The organism is Paenibacillus sp. FSL H3-0469, from assembly GCF_038051945.1.
GTDB lineage: Bacteria > Bacillota > Bacilli > Paenibacillales > Paenibacillaceae > Paenibacillus_AQ.
Map to the genome: position 1 here is coordinate 3,973,052 of NZ_CP150302.1, position 19,533 is coordinate 3,992,584.

The 19,533-nt window shown below is 53.0% G+C and carries 14 protein-coding genes; 5 read left to right on the forward strand and 9 right to left on the reverse strand.

Features of this window, described 5'->3' with window-relative positions:
* Positions 1–179: 179 nt before the first annotated feature.
* The 3 genes from NSS83_RS17405 to NSS83_RS17415 all read right to left on the reverse strand — a co-directional run bounded on the left by NSS83_RS17405 (position 180) and on the right by NSS83_RS17415 (position 3,037).
* On the reverse strand, positions 180–1,586 hold the full coding sequence (locus tag NSS83_RS17405; RefSeq protein WP_341183545.1) for a DNA-binding protein: 1,407 nt from the start codon (positions 1,584–1,586) through the stop codon (positions 180–182).
* Positions 1,587–1,720: 134 nt separating this feature from the next.
* Complete coding sequence (locus NSS83_RS17410) at positions 1,721–2,005, reverse strand: aspartyl-phosphate phosphatase Spo0E family protein (RefSeq protein ID WP_341016056.1); 285 nt, start codon at positions 2,003–2,005, stop codon at positions 1,721–1,723.
* A gap of 114 nt (positions 2,006–2,119) precedes the next feature.
* On the reverse strand, positions 2,120–3,037 hold the full coding sequence (locus NSS83_RS17415) for a LysR family transcriptional regulator (RefSeq protein WP_341183544.1): 918 nt from the start codon (positions 3,035–3,037) through the stop codon (positions 2,120–2,122).
* 112 nt (positions 3,038–3,149) lie between these two features.
* Here NSS83_RS17415 and NSS83_RS17420 point away from each other — a divergent pair, with 112 nt between their 5' ends.
* Positions 3,150–3,521 (forward strand): CidA/LrgA family holin-like protein, encoded by a 372-nt coding sequence (locus NSS83_RS17420; RefSeq protein ID WP_036728241.1) that lies wholly within the window; start codon positions 3,150–3,152, stop codon positions 3,519–3,521.
* Entirely contained in the window at positions 3,521–4,201 is a 681-nt protein-coding gene (locus NSS83_RS17425) for a CidB/LrgB family autolysis modulator (protein WP_341185186.1), read from the forward strand. The genes NSS83_RS17420 and NSS83_RS17425 overlap by 1 nt, the downstream gene beginning before the upstream one ends.
* A gap of 27 nt (positions 4,202–4,228) precedes the next feature.
* On the opposite strand, the gene NSS83_RS17430 is transcribed toward NSS83_RS17425, so the two are convergent.
* The gene (locus NSS83_RS17430; protein WP_341183543.1) at positions 4,229–5,197 is read right to left on the reverse strand and encodes a Gfo/Idh/MocA family oxidoreductase; all 969 of its coding nucleotides are present in this window, start codon (positions 5,195–5,197) and stop codon (positions 4,229–4,231) included.
* A gap of 52 nt (positions 5,198–5,249) precedes the next feature.
* On the reverse strand, positions 5,250–7,565 hold the full coding sequence (locus tag NSS83_RS17435; RefSeq protein WP_341183542.1) for an ATP-dependent DNA helicase: 2,316 nt from the start codon (positions 7,563–7,565) through the stop codon (positions 5,250–5,252).
* Between the two features lie 281 nt (positions 7,566–7,846).
* On the opposite strand from NSS83_RS17435, the gene NSS83_RS17440 reads away from it, so the two are divergent.
* Entirely contained in the window at positions 7,847–9,709 is a 1,863-nt protein-coding gene (locus NSS83_RS17440; RefSeq protein WP_341346134.1) for an LTA synthase family protein, read from the forward strand.
* Positions 9,710–9,780: 71 nt separating this feature from the next.
* Here the strand turns inward: NSS83_RS17440 and NSS83_RS17445 are convergent, their stop codons facing one another.
* Complete coding sequence (locus NSS83_RS17445) at positions 9,781–10,212, reverse strand: MarR family transcriptional regulator (RefSeq protein ID WP_341183540.1); 432 nt, start codon at positions 10,210–10,212, stop codon at positions 9,781–9,783.
* Between the two features lie 239 nt (positions 10,213–10,451).
* Here NSS83_RS17445 and NSS83_RS17450 point away from each other — a divergent pair, with 239 nt between their 5' ends.
* On the forward strand, positions 10,452–12,146 hold the full coding sequence (locus tag NSS83_RS17450; RefSeq protein WP_341346135.1) for a methyl-accepting chemotaxis protein: 1,695 nt from the start codon (positions 10,452–10,454) through the stop codon (positions 12,144–12,146).
* A gap of 651 nt (positions 12,147–12,797) precedes the next feature.
* Positions 12,798–13,997, forward strand: a complete 1,200-nt coding sequence (locus NSS83_RS17455) for an IS110 family transposase (protein ID WP_076155703.1) — start codon at positions 12,798–12,800, stop codon at positions 13,995–13,997.
* Positions 13,998–14,134: 137 nt separating this feature from the next.
* On the opposite strand, the gene NSS83_RS17460 is transcribed toward NSS83_RS17455, so the two are convergent.
* The 3 genes from NSS83_RS17460 to NSS83_RS17470 form a co-directional block, all read right to left on the reverse strand.
* Positions 14,135–16,144, reverse strand: a complete 2,010-nt coding sequence (locus NSS83_RS17460) for an EAL domain-containing protein (protein ID WP_341183537.1) — start codon at positions 16,142–16,144, stop codon at positions 14,135–14,137.
* 225 nt (positions 16,145–16,369) lie between these two features.
* On the reverse strand, positions 16,370–18,034 hold the full coding sequence (locus NSS83_RS17465) for a hypothetical protein (protein WP_341346136.1): 1,665 nt from the start codon (positions 18,032–18,034) through the stop codon (positions 16,370–16,372).
* Positions 18,027–18,827, reverse strand: a complete 801-nt coding sequence (locus tag NSS83_RS17470) for an ABC transporter ATP-binding protein (RefSeq protein ID WP_341346137.1) — start codon at positions 18,825–18,827, stop codon at positions 18,027–18,029. Before NSS83_RS17470 ends, NSS83_RS17465 begins: the two co-directional genes overlap by 8 nt.
* Positions 18,828–19,533: the final 706 nt, after the last annotated feature.

Below are 19,533 nucleotides of genomic sequence, written 5' to 3' on the forward strand. Positions count from 1 at the left end.
TATGTAATTTATTTCACATTACCACGCGCAAACGCTCCCGCGACACAGAGGGTCGGGGAGTCTCTCTTAGCTATCCAATTAACTGCTCTAATCTGCTCTAAAATTCCACTCCGTGTTCAACAGCGGTAAAGCCTTTCACCTTCGACCTCTGGTCTGTTCCTGTACCCGCAAGAATGAAGCTAAACAATACCAAAACGCTGGCCGTCATCAACAGTGATCTCTTCATGTGCTCTCACCTCCCTGATCAGCTCCCGGTAAGCATTCTGCTGGGTATCCGAAGCGTAGTCTCTGTTCACTTCAAATAAGGTTACACAATTAATAAAGTCCTTGCCGCTGTTCAGCCTGATGGTCAGGCGCAGACAATGAAGAATATAGTCAATTCCCCTGGTATACTGCATGCGGGAGATATGGTAGATCGCAATCTGATAATAGAGACGGTACACCCGGTCTACATTAATCGTATCCTGGAATTGTTCAAAGCGCAGCATCTCCCGGGAAAAGCGCGACATCACTGCATCAGCGGAGAACCCGAAGCGGTTGGCCGACTCCATAATGATTACCATGCCGGACAGAATCTCGCCGGGATGCTCGGACAAGAAAGCGATATAGGACGGCAATACAGAGATGTTGCCCATCAGAATCTCCAGCGTGAATCCGTTGGCCGTAGCAAACAGCTTGAAACTGTCCACACTGCTGCGCCCCTCGTCATCCAGCATCTCGAACCAGCTCAGGTCTGCATACCCGGCGGTATATTTCTTGGCCTGCTCATACTCCCCTTGCTTGGTAAGCGCCGATGCCTTCAGCAGATAACCGTGCCCGTAATAGACCACCAGCGGACGTTCTGCCTGAAAGGCCTCTGCCCTCTTCCCCTTACTGCGGCGCAGCTCCTCGCGGTAGATTCCGCTGGCTAATGCCCTCAGCTCGTCGGCGAATTTCTCAACATCCTTCCAGCGGTGCAGCGCGAAGCATACCTTCGCCAGCTTCAGCAGCCCGTCCAGCTGCATCTCCTCGGGAAGCAGCCCGCGGTACGGCTCGAAGCTGATTACAGCGCGCAGCTTCTGCTCCATATCCACATCGGGCGTGGACTGCAGCGACTTGAAGATACGGTACTGGCTAATCGCCATGCGCTCGGAATAGCTGTCTTGTTCATGGTCTACTATCAGCTTGTAGAACACGATGGATTCCTGTACTTTTCCGCTGCAGAATAGCCTCTCTGCCACCCTGTAGATGATATCCAGCGGCCGCTGATATTCCATAATCCGCCTTAAGACCTCTTCAATGCATTGCTGCTTGCCCATCTCGGCACATTTGACCAGGAAGGGCTCAATGCGGCGGCGGGAGATCCGCTCTTCACTGAAGCACTCATCCACATACAGCGGATACAACCAGCCTTCCGGGAAGCCAAAGGCCCGGATCATGGCATCCAGCTGTCCCAGCGAGATGGGCTTCGGCGGATTGCCGTGAAGAATGGCGCTGAGACTGCCGCGGTTCAGGCCGGAGACTTTGGCAAATGAGGCAAGATTATGGCCCGAGCGGGACAGACTCTTCTCAATTTCCGTACGTAATGTAGTCAGCTTCGCTTCCACCCGGCACCTCCCTATCCATCATTCAGGTTATCCTTCTATTAATTGCCATTATAGGACAACACTATGAAAAGCACAACGAAAAGCACAACAAAATGGCCCCACATTAGTAGGACCATGATTACATTCACCATCAATTATTGCTGCAAAGCCGCCTGATTCCGGATCCGCTGGCTCTTCTTATTCTTGCCGTAGGGCGCGGCTCCATTCTTGCGGCTGCGCAGGCTCTCCATCATCAGGTTCTGGGCCATCACAATATATCCATCCAGCCGCTGGCTAAGCTCCAGCACTGCATGGTCGCTCAGACTCCGTTCCTGGGCTACCTCCAGCAGCTCGCTTCTTAAATTCTCTATAGTAAGGAACAGCTCATCTTCTCTGTAATCCCGGCCATTGGCATCAGGAGAATTCTGGTAAAGGTTCACAGTTACTCACCTTCTCTCTATCAACTTCTCCCCTATCATAAATCATGATGCCAAAAAACAAAATTTGCAAAAAAAGAAAAAAATGTCGGCGGAAGTATAAATAAGCTCTGCTATTTATATACCCTCCGGAGGCTCCGGCGGCGAATAACGTTCCCCAAGTACATTCATCGCAAAGGTAATCCACTCCCTGGCGGCAAAGGACAGATAGCGGTCCTTGCGCCAGATCATGCCCAGCTGCCAGGGAATCACCGGCTCGGTCAGGGGAATAACTGCAATCCGCGAACGGTCGATATCCCGGCAGATGGTCTCCGGCAGCAGCGCAATGCCCATCCCGGCGGCGACCATGCGGCTGATCAAATCCCACTGGGAGCTTTCGTAGACCACCTTGGGCTGAAAGCCAGCTTTGACACATTCTGAGATGATCCGGTCATGCAGGGCGAAGTCCTCCCGGAACAGGACGAACTCCTCTTCCGCCAGCTCTTTCAGCGGCACCTGCTGCGCTCCGTCCAGACGATGGCCTGCGGGAACCAGCAATTCCAGCCGCTCCTCCACAAAGGTGAAGCTATGGAACCGTGCCTGGTCCACCGGCAGCACAATCGCTCCTATGTCGAGCAGGCCGGACTCTACGTCATCCTCCACTTTTTTCGCCCCGTCCTCATGCAGCCGGATCGTCACCTCGGGATACTTGCGGTGAAACTCCCCTATGACCGCCGGGAAGAAGCTCGCCCCCACCATGGGCGGCAGTCCGATTCGGATATGCCCATGCTTCAGATTGCGCAGGCTGTCCAGCTCGGAGGAGAGGCTGGCAAAGGACTCTACAATGTTCTGCGCCTTGATGAGCAGCAGCTCTCCGGCATCCGTCAGGCGGATGCTTTTGCCCTCGCGGTAGAACAGATCTGCCCCCAGCTCCGTCTCCAGATTACGGATCATCTTGCTGATGGTCGGCTGGGTGATATACAGCGATTCTGCGGCTCTGGAGAAGCTGTTCAGCCTTGCGGCCTGCACGAAATACTCCAGTTGTCTGATATCCATTAGGCACCCTCCATGTATAGACAATTAGAATGTGAGATATTCAATCTATTCATTGTACCTATGAAAGAATTAGATGTAAAATTTCAGTAAGAGATGAAAGGAAGTAATCATGATGAAAAAGATTGCCTTAGGCTTACTGCAGGTGGCCGGACTAACCGTGTTCTCCCTGCTGGTTAACGGATTAACCTCACTGCTGCATATTCCGCTTCCCGGAAGCATTATCGGGATGATTCTATTATTCCTGCTGCTCGAATCCGGCGTGATCCGTCTGAACTGGGTGGAGGCAGGAGCTTCGTGGCTGCTGGCTGAGCTGCTGCTGTTCTTCATTCCATCGGCTATCGGGGTGATGAACTATTCGAAGCTGCTCGAATCCTTCGGCCTGCAGGTACTGGCTGTTGTGCTCGTGGGCACCTTTGCTGTCATGGCCAGCTCAGGTCTGCTGACAGGTATGATCTATAAAGTAAAGGAGCGTAGAAGCTCATGATGACTGGACTCTTATTCCTTGGACTTACCATCACGGTATATGTTATAACCAAACGGATCTATGCGGCCAGCGGCAAAATGTATACCTCTCCGCTGATCATCACCCCGCTGGTAATCATCGGCTTCCTGTTAATCACAGGCAGCTCTTATGATTCCTACAATGCAGGCGGCAAATGGCTGTCTGACCTGCTTCAGCCGGCGACCATCGCCTTCGCGATTCCGCTGCACAAGAACTTCAAGCTGCTCAAAAAGCACGCCGCCGAAATTGCGGCAGGCGTGCTGTCAGGAACGGTAATGGCTGTGCTGTCTTCCATGCTGCTGGCCAAATTAATGCACCTGAGCGGAGATCTCGCCACCAGCCTGGTCCCGCGTTCGGTAACTACGCCGATTGCCATGAGCATCTCTCAGAGCATAGGCGGAGTTCCCAGCATCACCGCAGTCTTCGTCATTCTCACAGGTGTGCTTGGAACGATGATGGGGCCTTCGGTACTGCGCCTCTTCCACATTGAGAATGAAGTGGCGCGCGGGGTCTCGCTTGGCACCGCAGCGCATGGCACCGGCACCTCCAAGGCCTTCGAGCTCAGCTCGCTGACCGGCACCATCTCCAGTATCTCAATGATTCTGGCAGCGCTGTTCTCCATCGGGCTGGCACCTGCAATGATCGCCGTGTTCATTCATTAAGCAGCCCCCTGGTCCTAAGACAGAGTCCTACAGCTTCACAGGCAATCCGCTCTGGGCAGATTCATACGCGGCGCAGGTTACCTTCAGCGTCTTGTACCCGTCCTCATAATCGCTGAGAATACGGGAGCGGTCTCCAGTGCGGACAGCGTACAGGAAGGCCTCGCTCTCTACCGCGTAGGGGTTGCCCGTATTCCTGTATTCCTTGCTGTCCCCGCTGCGGACCTCTAGAAGACGCTCCGGGTTCCAGTCCAGCATGCCGTTGTCATTATAGAAGCTGATTCCGGCCTTGTTCACCTCACCGGGCAGCACACAGGTATTGGAGATGCTGGCGATAATGCCGCTTGCAAGCTTCAGCGACACGGTGCCCACATCGGCTACAGTCACCCCTTCATGCTTCTCATGCATAATCCGGTTGCCGAACATGCCGTAGACCTCCGTCACCTCACCGGCCAGATAACGCAGCAGGTCAACAATATGCGTCGTCTGCTCCGTGAATTGCCCGCCGGACTGCTCCTGATTGCGCCACCACGCCACGCCGGGCATTCCGCCCATCCATTCTCCGGTAATCATCCCTACCTTGTCTCCGGCAAGCGTCTGCTTCAGCCGCTGGATATTCTCCTGGTAGCGGAAGTGATAACCTACCGAGGTCAGCAGCTGATGCTGTTTGATATCCTCAAGCAGACTTGCCGGAATGGCCGTACTTGAACCTAACGGCTTCTCGATAAAAAAGGGGATATCTCTACGGATCAGCGCCCGTTCAATCGCCCCGTGCGATTGTGGCGGCACACAGATGTAGACGGCATCCAGCTTGTGGCTGTCCAGCATCTCGGTAATCTCCCCGTAGCCTTCGGCCCCGTAAGGGCGGGCCATCTCTTCTCCCTTAAGCTTGCTGCTGCCGCAAACGGCCTTCAGCGACACATCCTCCATGCCCGCCAGCAAATCCGCATGTACCTTGGAGAACCAGCCTGTTCCAACAAGTCCGATATTAAGCGTCATGTCATTACCTCCTGAGTTGTCTGGTGAATGCCTTGTCAAAGATTATACCTGCTTAGGTCATCACAGAGTAGTCCTGCCACTCCTCTGGAAGCAGTTGCCTGTAGGATTGCTGCATGAAGCGGTCGTCAGCGAGCACAATGACCCCGCTGTCGCTCTCACTGCGGATCAGCCGTCCTCCGGCCTGTTGCACCTTGCACATCCCCGGGTAGATATAAGCATAATCGAAGCCGTTCTTGCCCTGTGACTGGAAATAGCTCCGCAGCAGATTGCGTTCCAGCCCCACCTGCGGGAGTCCGACACCTACGACCATCACCCCGTTCAACCGGTCGCCGGGCAGATCCACCCCTTCCGAGAAAATACCGCCCAGCACGGCAAAGCCAAGCAGCGGCTCCGGGTTATCCGGGCGGAAGGCCGCCAGGAAGCTCTCCCGCTCCGGCTCGCTCATCCCGCTGCCCTGCAGCAGCGTGGGGACTTCAGGGTACTTCTCAGTGAACACCTCATAGACATGCTTCAAGTAGAGATAGGAGGGGAAGAAGACCAGGTAGTTGCCCTTCTTAGAGACCAGGCCTTTGAGCGCATCACTAAGCGGCTGTATAGAAGCCTCACGGTCATGAAACCGGGTGGATACCGGCAGCACAGATACCTGCCACTGCTCTTTGTGAAAAGGTGAGGCCAGGCTCAGACTGTAGTCCTCCTCGCCCGCACCGATCATATCCCTGTAATACGAGAGCGGCGAGAGAGTCGCAGAGAACAGAATCTGGCTGCGGAAGCTCTTGCCCATTTGCTGCAGCAGATGCGACGGATCGAGATTGAACAGCTTCAGATACACATCTCCGCTGCGCACCTCGGCATAGGTGATGTAGCGTTCATCGTAGGTTTTGAAGGTGCGGAGCATCGCCTGTACCGCGTAATAGGTATCCAGCAGGCTGTTCTCCCCTTCCTCCTCTGCCTGCGCAGAGCCTACAGGAGAAGAGGGATTCAGCAGCTCCAGCTCGGCTTCGGCTGCGAAGTTCTCCAGCAGCTCCGGCAGCTCCTCGGGATAGGCCGCCCACTCTCCCGCCCCCTTGTCACTACAGCTCTTGCGCAGCGCAATGAAGAATGCGTTCACTGCTTTGGCGGCAGTGCCGAGCCGGGGATTCGCGGTTTTGTAGGCACGGCTAAGCGCCAGGAAGGGGGCCTTGGTAAGCGAGGCAGAATACATCTCCCGGCCCCGGTCTACCAGATTGTGCGCTTCATCCACCAGCAGCACTGTGTTCTTCTTACGTTCCTCGGACATACGTTTCAGACTGATGCGCGGGTCGTAGATATAATTGTAGTCGCAGATCACAACATCGCAGGCATAGGCGGCATCCAGCGAGAATTCAAACGGGCAGACCTGATGCTTATGGGCATAGCCGGCAATCGTCTCCCGGGTCATCAGCGTCTCATGCTCCAGCATGTCAATCAGCGCGCCGTTGATCCGGTCATAGTACCCCTCTGCATAAGCGCAGGAATCCGTGCCGCAGATCCCCTCCTCCCGGAAGCAGGCCTTCTCCTTCGCCGTCAGCGCAATGACATGCAGATGCAGCCCGCGGCGGTTCAGCATCGCGGCCGCCTCCTGCGCCGCGATCCGCGTAACCGTCTTGGCGGTCAGATAGAAGATACCGGCCGCCTTGCCTTCGCCCAGTGCTTTGACCGCCGGGAACAGGGTGGACATGGTTTTGCCGATGCCTGTCGGTGCCTGGGCAAAGAGGTTCGCCCCCTCAGCAATGGAGGTGTAGACTGCGGCAGCGAAATGGCGCTGGCCGGGCCGGTAGGCCGAGAACGGAAAGGACAGGGCCGCGATGCTCTCCCCTCTCTTCGCCTTGTAATGGACCATCATCTCGGCATACGGCGCATACCTGCTTACGGTCTCTAGTGCAAAAGCCGTCAGCGCTTCGCGGGACATCTCCCGGTAGAGACTGTACTGCGCCTCGCTCCCCCGCTGCACATAGGTGAGCTTCACCTGGATATAGGGAAGCTCAAGATCCGTTGCCAGCATGTAAGCGTACATGTAAGCCTGGGCCCAGTGTACCTCCTTCCCTTCAAATGCAGGGTCCGGAATTCCGGCCATGGACTTAATCTCCTCTACCGTCAGGCTCCCATCCTCTGCCGTAAGCAGGCCGTCGCAGCGTCCGTCAATCTGGAACAGCAGATCCCCGTAAGGAATTCCGGTCTTCAAATAGACCTCCTTGCGGTCCCCTTCCTTGTATTGCTTCTGGATCAGCTGATGGCTGCGCGTCCCCTCCGCCATGGCAGCCCCGCTGCGGAAGCCCGGCTCCAGACTGCCGCTGCTGTAGGCAAATTCCACAAGCGCCCTCACGGACAGTGTGATTTCTGTATGCTCCATCCGTCCCCACCTCCAATAATTTCCGCCAGCTTCCGCTGCGTATGGCTCATATTCTTCGTTTAACGCCGATATTAACCCGCCTGAGGGAATGGTCAGCGCCGGGTTCGTTCTAGCCGTAGTTTACGCGCGCTTCAGGGAGTATACGGCAGCTTCTGATTTTTGACATTCCTTCCCTGGCACTTCATAATAAGTTTTATTGATAATGGTATTCTTCTGTCCTCATGCTGCTGTTTCCTTTTCAGCCGGGAAACATGTTCATTTTATAGAAAGAAGGCGAAGCTGTGTCATCCCAAACTGTAAAACGATGGCTCCTTAAGCCATTTGTGTTCTTTTCCATTCTTTTTCTGTTCAAAAGCCTGCTGGCCTGGGGTGTAATCTTTGATGATTTAAAGTTCTGGCAATCCGTATTGACGGAGCTGCCCTTTGTCTGGGCCCTGTTTTTCCTGATTGAGCGCTTTGCTTCCAGACGGAAGCTCGGGTATTACATGACGGTCAATCTGCTGGTTACCGCGATCTTTTTTGCCGCCATTATGTACTTCAAATATTACGGGGTCATTGTCACTTACCATGCCGCCGAGCAAGTGAACCAGGTCACTGCCGTCAAGAACAGCGTATTCTCCTTAATGGACCCTTATTATCTGCTGATCTTCACGGACATCATTGTGCTGGGCTTCTACTTCTTCATTAACAAGAACGGCCGCAATTATAAAAAAGATCAAATCAACCGGCGCAGTGGCCGGACGGTGCATGTCGTACTGTTCGCGGTCTCGCTCGGACTCTGCCTGTTCAATATTCTTCCGAATAAGGCGAGCATGAATGAGATCAAAAAGGCCCAGGAGATGGGCATCCTTAATTATGAAGCATACACGATCTTTGCCAAAGATAAAACCGAGCTGGTCCAGGCCAGTGAAATCACACAGAGCACGATTAACCAGCTCAAGGGCATCGACCCTTCAGCAGTCTCGGCTTATGCCGGTGCCGCCAAGGGCAAGAATCTGATTGTGATCCAATTGGAGTCCTTTCAGAACTTCCTGATGGGTCTTAAGGTAGACGGCCAGGAGATTACCCCTAACCTGAACCGTCTGATGGAACAGAGCCTGTACTTCACGAACTTCTATCAGATGGTCGGCCAGGGCAACACCTCCGATGCGGAATTCGTGGTCAATTCGTCCTTCTATATTCCTCCGCAGGGTGCGGCTACCATGTCTTATATTGACAAGCAGCTTCCGAGCCTGCCCCGTCTGCTGGGAGACAACGGCTATCAGACAGCCACGTTCCACACCAATGTAGTGGAATTCTGGAACCGGGGCGAGCTATACAAGGCCCTCGGCTGGCAAAAGTATTACGATCACCAGTTCTTCGGTGACGAGGATGCCTTCTTCTTCGGCGCTTCCGATGAGGTGCTCTACCGCAAATCCTCGGAGAAGCTGAAGGAAATGAGCGATGCGGGCCAGCCATTCTATGCTCAGGTCATCTCCATGTCGGCGCATCACCCGTTCACTATTCCTGAAGAGAAGCACAAGATGAAGCTTCCTGAGCGGTATGAAGGAACCTTTGTCGGCGATTATGTGCGGTCGCAGAACTATGCGGACTATGCCTTCGGACAGTTTGTAGATGAACTGAAGGCGAGCGGATTATGGGAGAACAGTCTGGTTATGGTCTACGGCGACCATATGGGACTGCCGATCTATTCGCTGGATCATGACGACAAGCAGCTAATGAAGGAAATCTACGGATATGATTACAGCTACGCCAATATGCTCAATATTCCGCTGCTCATCCATGGTGAGGGAATTGCTCCGCAGAAGCTTGCGCAGGTAGGCGGAGAAGTCGATATTATGCCTACGGCCGCCAGCCTGCTGGGGGTATCGATGGATAACAACATCCATTTCGGCCAGGATCTGCTCAGCCAGTCCTACAATCTGCTGCCGCAGCGGTATTACCTGCCTACCGGCTCCTTCATTTCCAGCTCTGCCCTGCTGATTCCGGGCAACAGCTTCGAGGATAATACCCAATATCCGCTGGCGACCGGAGGTACTGCCCCGGCCGGCAACGAGGATGAATACAACCGCGCTCTGCGGCTGCGCCAGCTGTCTGACAGCTATGTTACACAATTGCCGGACAAAGAGCCTGCCGCAGAATAGCCAGACTAGACAAGACAAGAAGCAGCGCCTCTCCTTGAAGGGAGAAGCGCTGCTTCTTTGTGATCCTTATGTTAACGCTCCTGATTCTCCAGCATGAGATAATAATCCGCGAAGTTCTCCAGCTCTGCCGGCTCCAGAATGGCCAGATGCTCTTCCAGCAGCAGCAATGACCGGCGCTGTGCTTCTTCCAGCACTTCTTGTCCCTTGCCCGTGATCGTGACGATTACCGCTCTGCGGTCATTCTCGTCCGTCACGCGGGCGATCAGCTCCAGCAGCTCCAGCCGGTCCAGCATGACGGTGACTGCACTGGATTTCACTTCCATCTTGTCCGCCAGCTGAATCACCCGTGCCTGCTGCTCCTGAAAGATCATATGCAACAGCCCGAATTGCGGCACAGTCAGCCCCAATTCCTTATGCATTGACATCTGCGACATGATTCTGCGCTGAACCTTCCACATGGATAATCCCACACGTTCGATCAAAGGATTGACTTCTTGTGACATCCCTTCAGCTCCCAGTCCGTTTGTTCTGCTTCAAGCGTACCATTATACCGGTCCGACATACAATATTTTTTGAATACGCGCCTACTTTTCAATGATTTTTTATACATAATCCATCATTTTCCGACACAAAAATTCTTTTTTTTTGACTTATGCTCAAACCGCAGCGTATGCGCTATAATCGTAGCAGTGAACCCCATAATTCACTTAATCTTTTAGAGTCAGGGCTGGTGATATTTGTTATGAAATTGGCAACAAAATTAACATGGATGATGCTGATTGTATTGCTGTTGGTTGGTTCATCCATAGGCTTCTTCGGTTATCATGCGGCTTACAAGCAGATCGATGAAGCTGCAGGCATTGAATTGGTAGGCTGCGCCAATATAACTACCGGCTTAATTGATCCTGCAGACATAACCGCTCTGGCTGCCGGGGATACCAGCAAGCTGACTGCGATTGAAGACCGCATCGGATGGATCAGTGATCACAAGCCTATTTTCAAAGAAGCCTTCATTCTTTCGCTGGACGGCAAGGTACTGGCCGCTGACAAAAACTTCAAACAACGGGGATACAAAGCAGGAGACCCCTTCTACTTCTCTGATGAAGATAAAGAAATGATTACCACCATGAAGCATTCCGCCTACTCGAAGGTGTATACATATCAGGGCACCTCCCTCAAAACCGGCTTCGGCCCCATCTATCAGGACCATGACCCTACCAAACCCATCATTGCATTAATGGCGATTAACTTCGACGGCCCCTTAATTCAATCCCGGACCATGGATATCATCACCCAGCCCTTCCTGATCGGCAGCTCCATTCTGATTATTGCGATTCTCGCCGCCTATCTGCTGATCCGCCGGATGGTCAGCCCGCTTACCAAGCTGTCCGCATCCGTTAACACAGTAGCCAAAGGAGATCTGACCCGGGAACCGCTGCTCTTCAAGGCCAAGGACGAGATCGGCGAGCTTGCCCGCGACTTCAATGCGATGACCCTGAGTCTGCGTGACCTGATTACACAGGTCAACGATACGTCCATGCTGGTTGCCTCCTCCTCCCAGGAGCTGTCCGCCAGCGCCCAGGAGACTAACCGGGCCGGAGAGCACAGCGTTAATGTCACGCTGGAACTGGCCGACGGGGCACATACCCAGCTGCAGAATCTGGAGGGCAGCTTCAAGGCCGTGCAGGATATGTCGCATTTCATTACCGAAATTGCAGGCAATGCCGACAGCGCAATGAACCAGGCAGCCATCAACTCCCAGAAGGCCCGGACAGGCCGGGAATCTATGGACTCGACTACTTCACAGATGGCTATTGTGGGTGCAAGCATCTCGGATCTTTCCGGCATTATCGAGACGCTCGGCAGCCATTCCAAAGAGATTGAGAATATTGTCGGCACCATAGCCAGTATTGCCGAGGAGACGAACCTGTTATCCCTCAATGCGGCGATTGAAGCTGCACGGGCCGGAGAAGAGGGCCGTGGCTTCGCCGTTGTCGCAGGCTCTGTACGCAAGCTGGCTGAACGTTCAGCCGGATCTGCCCGCCAGATCGGCGAGCTGGTCAGTCTGATTGTCCAGCAGATGGACAAGGCCGGAGAGACCATGAAGCACTCCACGGAAGAGATGCATCACGGCAAAGAAATGATTATAGCGGCCGGGCATTCCTTCTCCGAGATTGAGTCGTCCGTCTCCGATATGTCTTCCCACAGCCAGCAGATTTCAGCCACTGTCCGTGAGCTGGCCCTGCTCTCTGAGGGACTTGTCACTTCGATCCAGAAGATCGTGGCGGTCTCCAATCAGACAGCTGAGGGCGCGGAGACCTTGTCCGCCTCGTCCCAGGAACAGCTTGCGGCCATGCAGGAGGTTGAATCCTCCGCTACATTCCTCTCCTCCCTGGCAGAGAAGCTGCAGGTATTGGTCGAGAATTTCAAAATTTAGGCCGGAGTATCATACATTCTTCAAGACAAAATCACCCTGCGGGTGAAGGATGCTCGCGCCTTCTCTCACCGACCGCTTGTAAGGGGCAGCATTGTTGCACATTTTGCAGGATTTCTCTATAAATGTTACCGGCTATGGAGGATTGTTGCATCATTTGCAGGATTTTTGGTATTTAGAGTAAGTTAGCGCTGGATTTGTTGCAATTCGTGCAGGATTTCAGCATAGACCGCTCCTATGGGGCAACAATCTTGCACTTCTTGCAAGATTTCTCTATAAATGTTACTGGCTTTAGAGCATGGGGCCCTTCCCCCGGCATAGCAGCACCCATTGTATTCGCTTTTTCGCATACAATTCTTAAGTAACTAAAAAGGCTGCCCTGATGCGGAACAACCCTCCACATCCAGGACAGCCTTTCGTATTATTAGGTCAACCAGAGATTACTGGTTGGCCTTTTTTAATAACCGTTTTACGATGGAGGCAGCCGGGAGAACGTGACAGCCTCTGGGGATAAACCCCGTACTAAAAACAGTTCTCCCACCGCCCCCTTCTACCATGTTTGAGCTGGTTGAGGCCCTGACCTCGTATCACAAGCGAAGCTGTGGAGTAGGAACCATTGTGGGAATACCGGCGAATTCGAATGAGGAGGAGAAGATGAAACCTGTTATTGGCATGGATGTAGCCAAAGGAAAATCTGTTGCCCAAGCATTTGTTAAGCGGAACTATCCTTTTGGACGAGTCCAAGAAATTCTTCATACCCCTAAAGGGTTTGAAAAGCTAAAACAACTCTTGGAGGAATTAGAGCAGAAGACGACCCACAAGCCAGCCGTTATTTTAGAACCCACCGGACATTATCATCGTATCCTGGTGTTCTATTTGCAACAGGCTGGATATGAAGTCATTCTCGTCAATCCGTTGCAGGCACAGAGAGCAAGAAGAACTGGTTTGCGTAAAGTCAAAACGGACGCATCAGATGCCTGGCATTTAGGGGAGCTGTACTATCAGGAAGAAAACTGGTCTACCTATCCTGGACGGAAAGAAGCGTTGGTGGACTTACAGTTCTTAACCCGAGAGCATGAGTTTATCACAAGCTTGTACGTTCAAGCCAAACTGAACATGCGTACACTTGTAGATCAGATCTTTCCGAGTTACGAGGGTGTGTTTAAAGACTTATATTCCAAAACCTCCTTGAACTTGCTAGAAGCTTGTCTCACTTCAGAAGGGGTGAAGGCTCAGACTCCAGAAGCTTGGATGGGCATGGTGAAAGCGGCTACCCAGGCTTCACGCTCTGAAACTTGGATGAACCGCAAGGTAGAAGCACTACAGAACGCAATCGCGGATAATCCCGTGCAGCGCGTTCCTTATGGTCTGGAGATGGCGCTGCGAAGCCTGCTGGCTCTTGTTCGTGAATTTCAAAAGCAACTTACAGAACTCGAAAAAGTGATCCTTGAACTGTCACAAACTCTGAACGAAGTTCAGCTTCTGGAATCCATCCCTGGGGTCGGAACAAAGTTAGCCACGGCCATTGTTTCGGAAATCGGGGATGCTTCACAGTTTCGCCATCCCAAACAACTGGTGGCCTACGCCGGAATCGATCCAAGCGTCTTCAGTTCAGGGAAGTTTGTGGCTACGCAGAACAAGATCACGAAACGGGGTTCCAAGCGACTACGACGAGCGATGTATTTGGCGGTAACATGCGGATTACGACGAGGAATAAACCCTGGTCTCAGGGAGTATTACGACAGAAAAAAGAGTGAAGGAAAGCCCCACAAAGTAGCCGTGATCGCTTGCGCCAACAAGTTACTCCATCACGTGTACGCTATGCTTAAGAAAGGGCAACCCTACACTCTTTAATTGATTTCATCCATAAACTTCCATTTCGTGGAGGTTTATTTGATATGCTTTTTTACAGTATATCAAATGTACACGTTCTTCAAAAGCTCGACTTGACATACCATTAGCTGGTTTTTGTGCAACAGCACCCAGGAACATTATGCCGTATTCTCAATAAACCATTGTCCTAATTCATTAACCGGCATCGGACGCCCGTAGTAGAAGCCCTGCATTACCCGGCAGCCCAGTGATTGCAGCAGCTCAATCTGCTCCGTAGTCTCCACGCCCTCGGCCACAACCTCCATGTTCAGATTGCTGGCAATGGCAATGATGTTGCTGATGATCGCTTTCTTGGAATGCATCTTGCTCTTCCGGATGAAGACCTGATCGATCTTCAGGGTGTTCACTGGAATCTCATCCAGATTGCCGAGGGAAGAGAAACCGGTTCCGAAATCATCCAGGGATACCCGCACACCGAGATCCCGCAGCTTGGAGAGCTGGGCAACCGTCTCTTCCATATTGTTCATTGCAATCGACTCAGTAATCTCAAGTTCAAGGAAATGCGGCGCAAGGCCTGAACGCGACAAAGCCTCTTCCACTACCTCATACAGGCATCCGCCTTCAAACATCCGCGCCGACATATTAATCGAGACTGCTACACTGGCGACCTTCGCCTGATGCCAGAGCATATTCTGTCCGCACACCTCATGCAGCATCCAGTATGTAATAGGAACAATCAGGCCGGTCTCCTCGGCGATCGGAATGAACTCTCCCGGAGAGATGACGCCATGCTCCGGATGTCTCCAGCGCAGCAGCGCTTCAAGCCCCACGGTGACATTCAGCAGCGAATCCCATTTGGGCTGGTAGACCACCATGAATTCCGAGCGGGCCAGCGCCTTGCGCAGATCCTTCTCAAGTAGCATCCGCCGGACCTGATGACGGTTCATCTCCAGATCGAACACACTGAATTTATTCTTGCCCGAATCCTTGGAGGTATAGAGCGCCGTATCAGCTGCCTTCATTAACGCCGAACGGTCGGTGCCGTGCGCCGGAGTCATGCTGATTCCCACACTCGCAGTTACGTACAATTCGTTACCTTCAATACTGTAAGCCTTCTTGAGCTCCTGGAGGATATGCTGTGCCACTTCCTCCGCTGCCGCGGCGGTGCAATCCGGCATAGCAATCAGGAATTCATCCCCGCCAAGCCGGAACACCTTCCCCTTCCCGCCCACACAGCAGGTCAGCCTGGCAGATACCTCACACAGCAGCAAGTCTCCAATATCGTGCCCAAGCGTATCATTAATCGATTTGAAGCGGTCCAGATCAACAAAAAACACGGCGCCGGAGACCCCGCCGAAGAAATCATCCTTGAAGTAGCGCTCCAGACCATGCCGGTTCGGCAGCTCGGTGAGCGGGTCATGATAGGCCATGCGCTCCAGTACATCTCTGTCCAGAAACACAGTCCCGCCGGAGATCGCCAGCACGAACAGGGTAACCAGTGAAATCCCTGTCAGCAGAACCACATCGGTCTCCATCAGTATCGGGGCAGATGCCTGCCAGCTGTAATTATGCAGGTCGCTTGCTCTCAGACTCGTATAATGCATACCGGTAACCGCCAGAGCGATGAATAATGCCGAATACAGCTTCCAGCGGCTGAAGCCCGTATGATCCTTGAATCTGCGGAACATTAGAATGCCGATGTAGGAAGCGGCAAGGGCGATCAGTACCGATACAGCCTGGTCCATTGCCCTGTAATGAATCTTGTCCTCCATCTCCATGGAGGACATTCCGGCATAATGCATGAACGATATGCCGCTGCCGAGTATGCCGCCGCCCGCAAGAAGCCGCCAGCTTCTCTGGCGGGGAGCCGTAACCATCTGCAGAGTTGCATAACAGGAGGACATAATAATGAGGAGAGATACTGCAGCCATCACCGGATGGTAGCTGACCTTGAACGGCAGCCGGCTGGCCATAATGCCGATAAAATGCATGGCCCAGATCCCGCCGCCAAGCACACCGGCACCCGAGAGCAGCCAGAGACGTCTGACCCGGCCCGCGGAATGGGAAACCTGCGAAATCAGATTAAGCGCGGAATACGCTGCAACGGCAGCAAGCGCATAGGATAGTAAAACAATCCAGATATTATAGTGGATTCCCATTTGATCCATAGTTGACCTCTTCACTGGTTATAGTATCAGCGTCGTTTCAGCGTCTATCTTAAGTTAAAAATCAATATACGAATAGCGGATAAATGGAAGAGTATATAATGATTACAGGTATTCTCTGAAAACTAACTTTAGCTGTATTTTACCTTGTATTTACCGGGCTGTCTAAGTAAATAATGGAACTTGGAGCCTTTTTCGAACGCCGGCAAAAATTGTCCATATTTGTCCTCAGCCGCCTGCGCGGAGGGTTGGAAATCCGTTGTCCCGGGAGGTGTCTGGCAGGAAGGCCCTGCGCCAAATCCAGGCATTTGCAGCTACCAGAATTACCATGTAGATGTAGATTCCTGCAGGAATCAGGGTGAAGACATAGTGCACTCCGGCAAGCCCCCCCAGAATGAACAACTGCACAAAGGCACTGCCGGTGAATTCCTTCCGCTGCGCCGCCTCATACTTCTCTGAGAACGGAAGCGCCTTCGGGAACGTAAGGAAACAAATCACGGCATACAGCAATAGAGCCAGCAGGACAACTGCCATATCTGCAATAATCCAGGAGCCTAAGAGAGCAATGAACACCGCCGCCTCCAGCAAAAAGAGCGGCACCAGCAGCTTCACGACCGCTGCCTTCAGCATTCCCCGGTAGACCAGCCCCTTGCCCGGCAAAGGAATTACCTGATAGATCCATGCCCCCTTATAGCTGGCCGAGTAACGGACCATCTGCACGACTGTCATCAGCAGCAGCGCGCTGTAATAGATAAACAGAAAGGACTTGGAGCTTCTGATCCCGGCCAGATCGCCGCTCCACACCTGATTGAAGATGAAGATAAAGGGAAAGATCAGCGAGAAGCCGATGGTCGGATATACCCGGAGCTTGAACTCGCGTTCATTCTTCATCATCGACCAGGTGAAACGGAAGAACATGGCCTCCGCTTTGTTCCGGCACACGCTCTCCGACAGCACCCGGGCAAGCCGCCCGCTATCCCGGCCCTCTGCGCCATGCTCAGCCAGCTTCTGAAGGCTGCGTTCAAATACCGGCATTAGCCGGATGTAAGCCGCGAACATTACGGCAGGCACCACCACAGAGAGCGCTGTCAGAATAATCACTGGGCGGCTGCCTGTTCCGCCGCCCAGCAGTTCGAACGGCGCTCCGAACCAGACTGGCGCCAGCAGGAAATGCCACCAAGCGGGAATGAAATCTAGGCCCAGCTCCGATAGATTGAATATCCGGCTTACCAGCTGGGCACCGACAGTTACCGCCACAGACAGGACAATCTGTACGTAGTTGATAATGTCCTTGAGCTTTTCCCCGTCAAAGAACCTCAGAATCAGCAGATAGATTAGCGCAGTGAATACCAGAATGAATCCGTCCATCAGCAGAATCTCAGCCGCGTACACAAAGAAGAAGCCCGGCCCGTGCCGGAATAGAGAGAACAGCAGTGAAGGACCAGTGAAGGTCAGCGTTAAGGTCAGCAGATAGATCAGAATATGTAAGCTCTTGGCCATGTTCAAGGTGCGGCGGTCCACCGGCTTGGAGAAGAGGATGTTCTTGTCACGTAAATCCAGCATTACCGTCGAGAAATCCGAGATCAGCGTCGTGGTGATTAGGAACATCACTATACTGAACAGCAAACTCATCATCAGCATATGATGATCTCTGGGTGCGACCATAGCGATCAGCATCAGCCCCAGCAGCAGATAGAGCCACTGAACTCTGAAGGGCGAGCCCTCCATCTCGAGCTTGGAATTCTGCGACCCGGAGAACAGGGTAGGCGTCCGTCTGCCATCCATCATCAGCTTGACCTGAAGAATGCGGCGCATGAGCGCATAATCGACTCTCAGTCCCTTAAAGATCCACTGTAGCCGGTCAAGCAGCTTCAGAATCCGGAATTCATTCATGCGCCGCACCCTCGCCTATCACGGCTACGAACTCACTTGCAATATCCCTGTATTGATCGAACCCGGTCAGCTGATTGAAAATCTCCTCCAGCGACCCCTCCCGGCTCTGCTCACGCAGCTGTGTGAAGGTTCCGTCTGCGACAATATCTCCTCCGTCCAGCAGGATGATCCGGCTGCTGATCCGCTCGACCACATCCATAATATGCGAGGAATAAAAGATCGTCTTACCCCTGGCGGCAAGCGTGGCGAATATCTCCTTAACCACCATGACACTGTTGGCATCCAGTCCGCTGAGCGGCTCATCCAGGAACAGAATATCCGGGTCGTGCAGCATGCTGGCAATCAGCAGCACCTTCTGCTTCATTCCCTTGGAGTACGAGGCAATCCGCATATCGTAAGCCTTCTCCATACCCAGCAGCCCCATCAGCTTCCGCGCCTTATCATCGGCATCTGCCTGCTTCAGTCCATACAGTTCACCAGTGAAGGTCAGATACTCCCGCGCTGTCAGGCTGTCATACAGCTCTGCCACCTCAGGTACGTAGCCGATCCTTCTTTTGTAAGCTGTATCCCCGTCCGAGATATCCCTGCCAAAAATCCGTATCGTTCCGTTATATCCCTCCACCAGCCCGAGCATAATCTTGACTGTCGTGCTTTTACCGGCCCCATTGGGTCCGATATATCCGATAATCTGCCCGCGGTATACCTTCAAATCAATCCCCCGCAGCACCATCCGGTCACTGTAATTCATCCACAAGCCCTCAATTGAGATCACCGGCTCTTCCGTTAAGCCCATTGACGTCTCTCCCCCTTCGGTAAGCACATTTTCCCTTCAAGCAGTAGAAAGCACCATTAACCCTATTCTAGCAAATTTTAGCACTTGATTCCTGTGATTTATCGCAGCGGGAATTCTGCATCGACCCGAAAAACAGCAAAAGGGGTGTCCCATAAGCCATGCAATGGCTGGGACACTCCCTTGTTTTGGAGTTGGATGGACGTTTGCGCTCGGTGAGGACGCTCCGCGAACGAAACGTTGTTACAATCGCTGTGCTCGTAAGAATTTTTTTCCATTCCCCTTAACGGTGAAAATCCGGAGGCCAAGGCGACCGCTGCCGCTTTTCCACAATCATTTCGTTCTCTCCGCTGTTTAAGCGGGATATACACCATGGACCCACTTTGCTTGCCAATGGATCTCGAAGAAGATATTCAAGAGCATCACCTCGTTCGTGTCGTAAATGCTTCTGTCCATCGGCTGGACGACGCCATCTTTGACGACCGGGGCTTCTGGCGTTTTCTGCTTCGCGGTATCAAAAAAGTGACGCTTGAGGTCGATTTGCTTTCCGCTTTTGAAGATAGAGGCCTGTCTCCGCTAGTATGGGATAGCCCCTTGATGAACTTGCTATGCTGCTGAGGAAGCGCTGCTATTGCACCAGCAAATTATAAATGACCTGCGCCGCCTGTGCTCTCGTAGACAGCTTTGCGTTTGTAATCTGCCGGTCCGG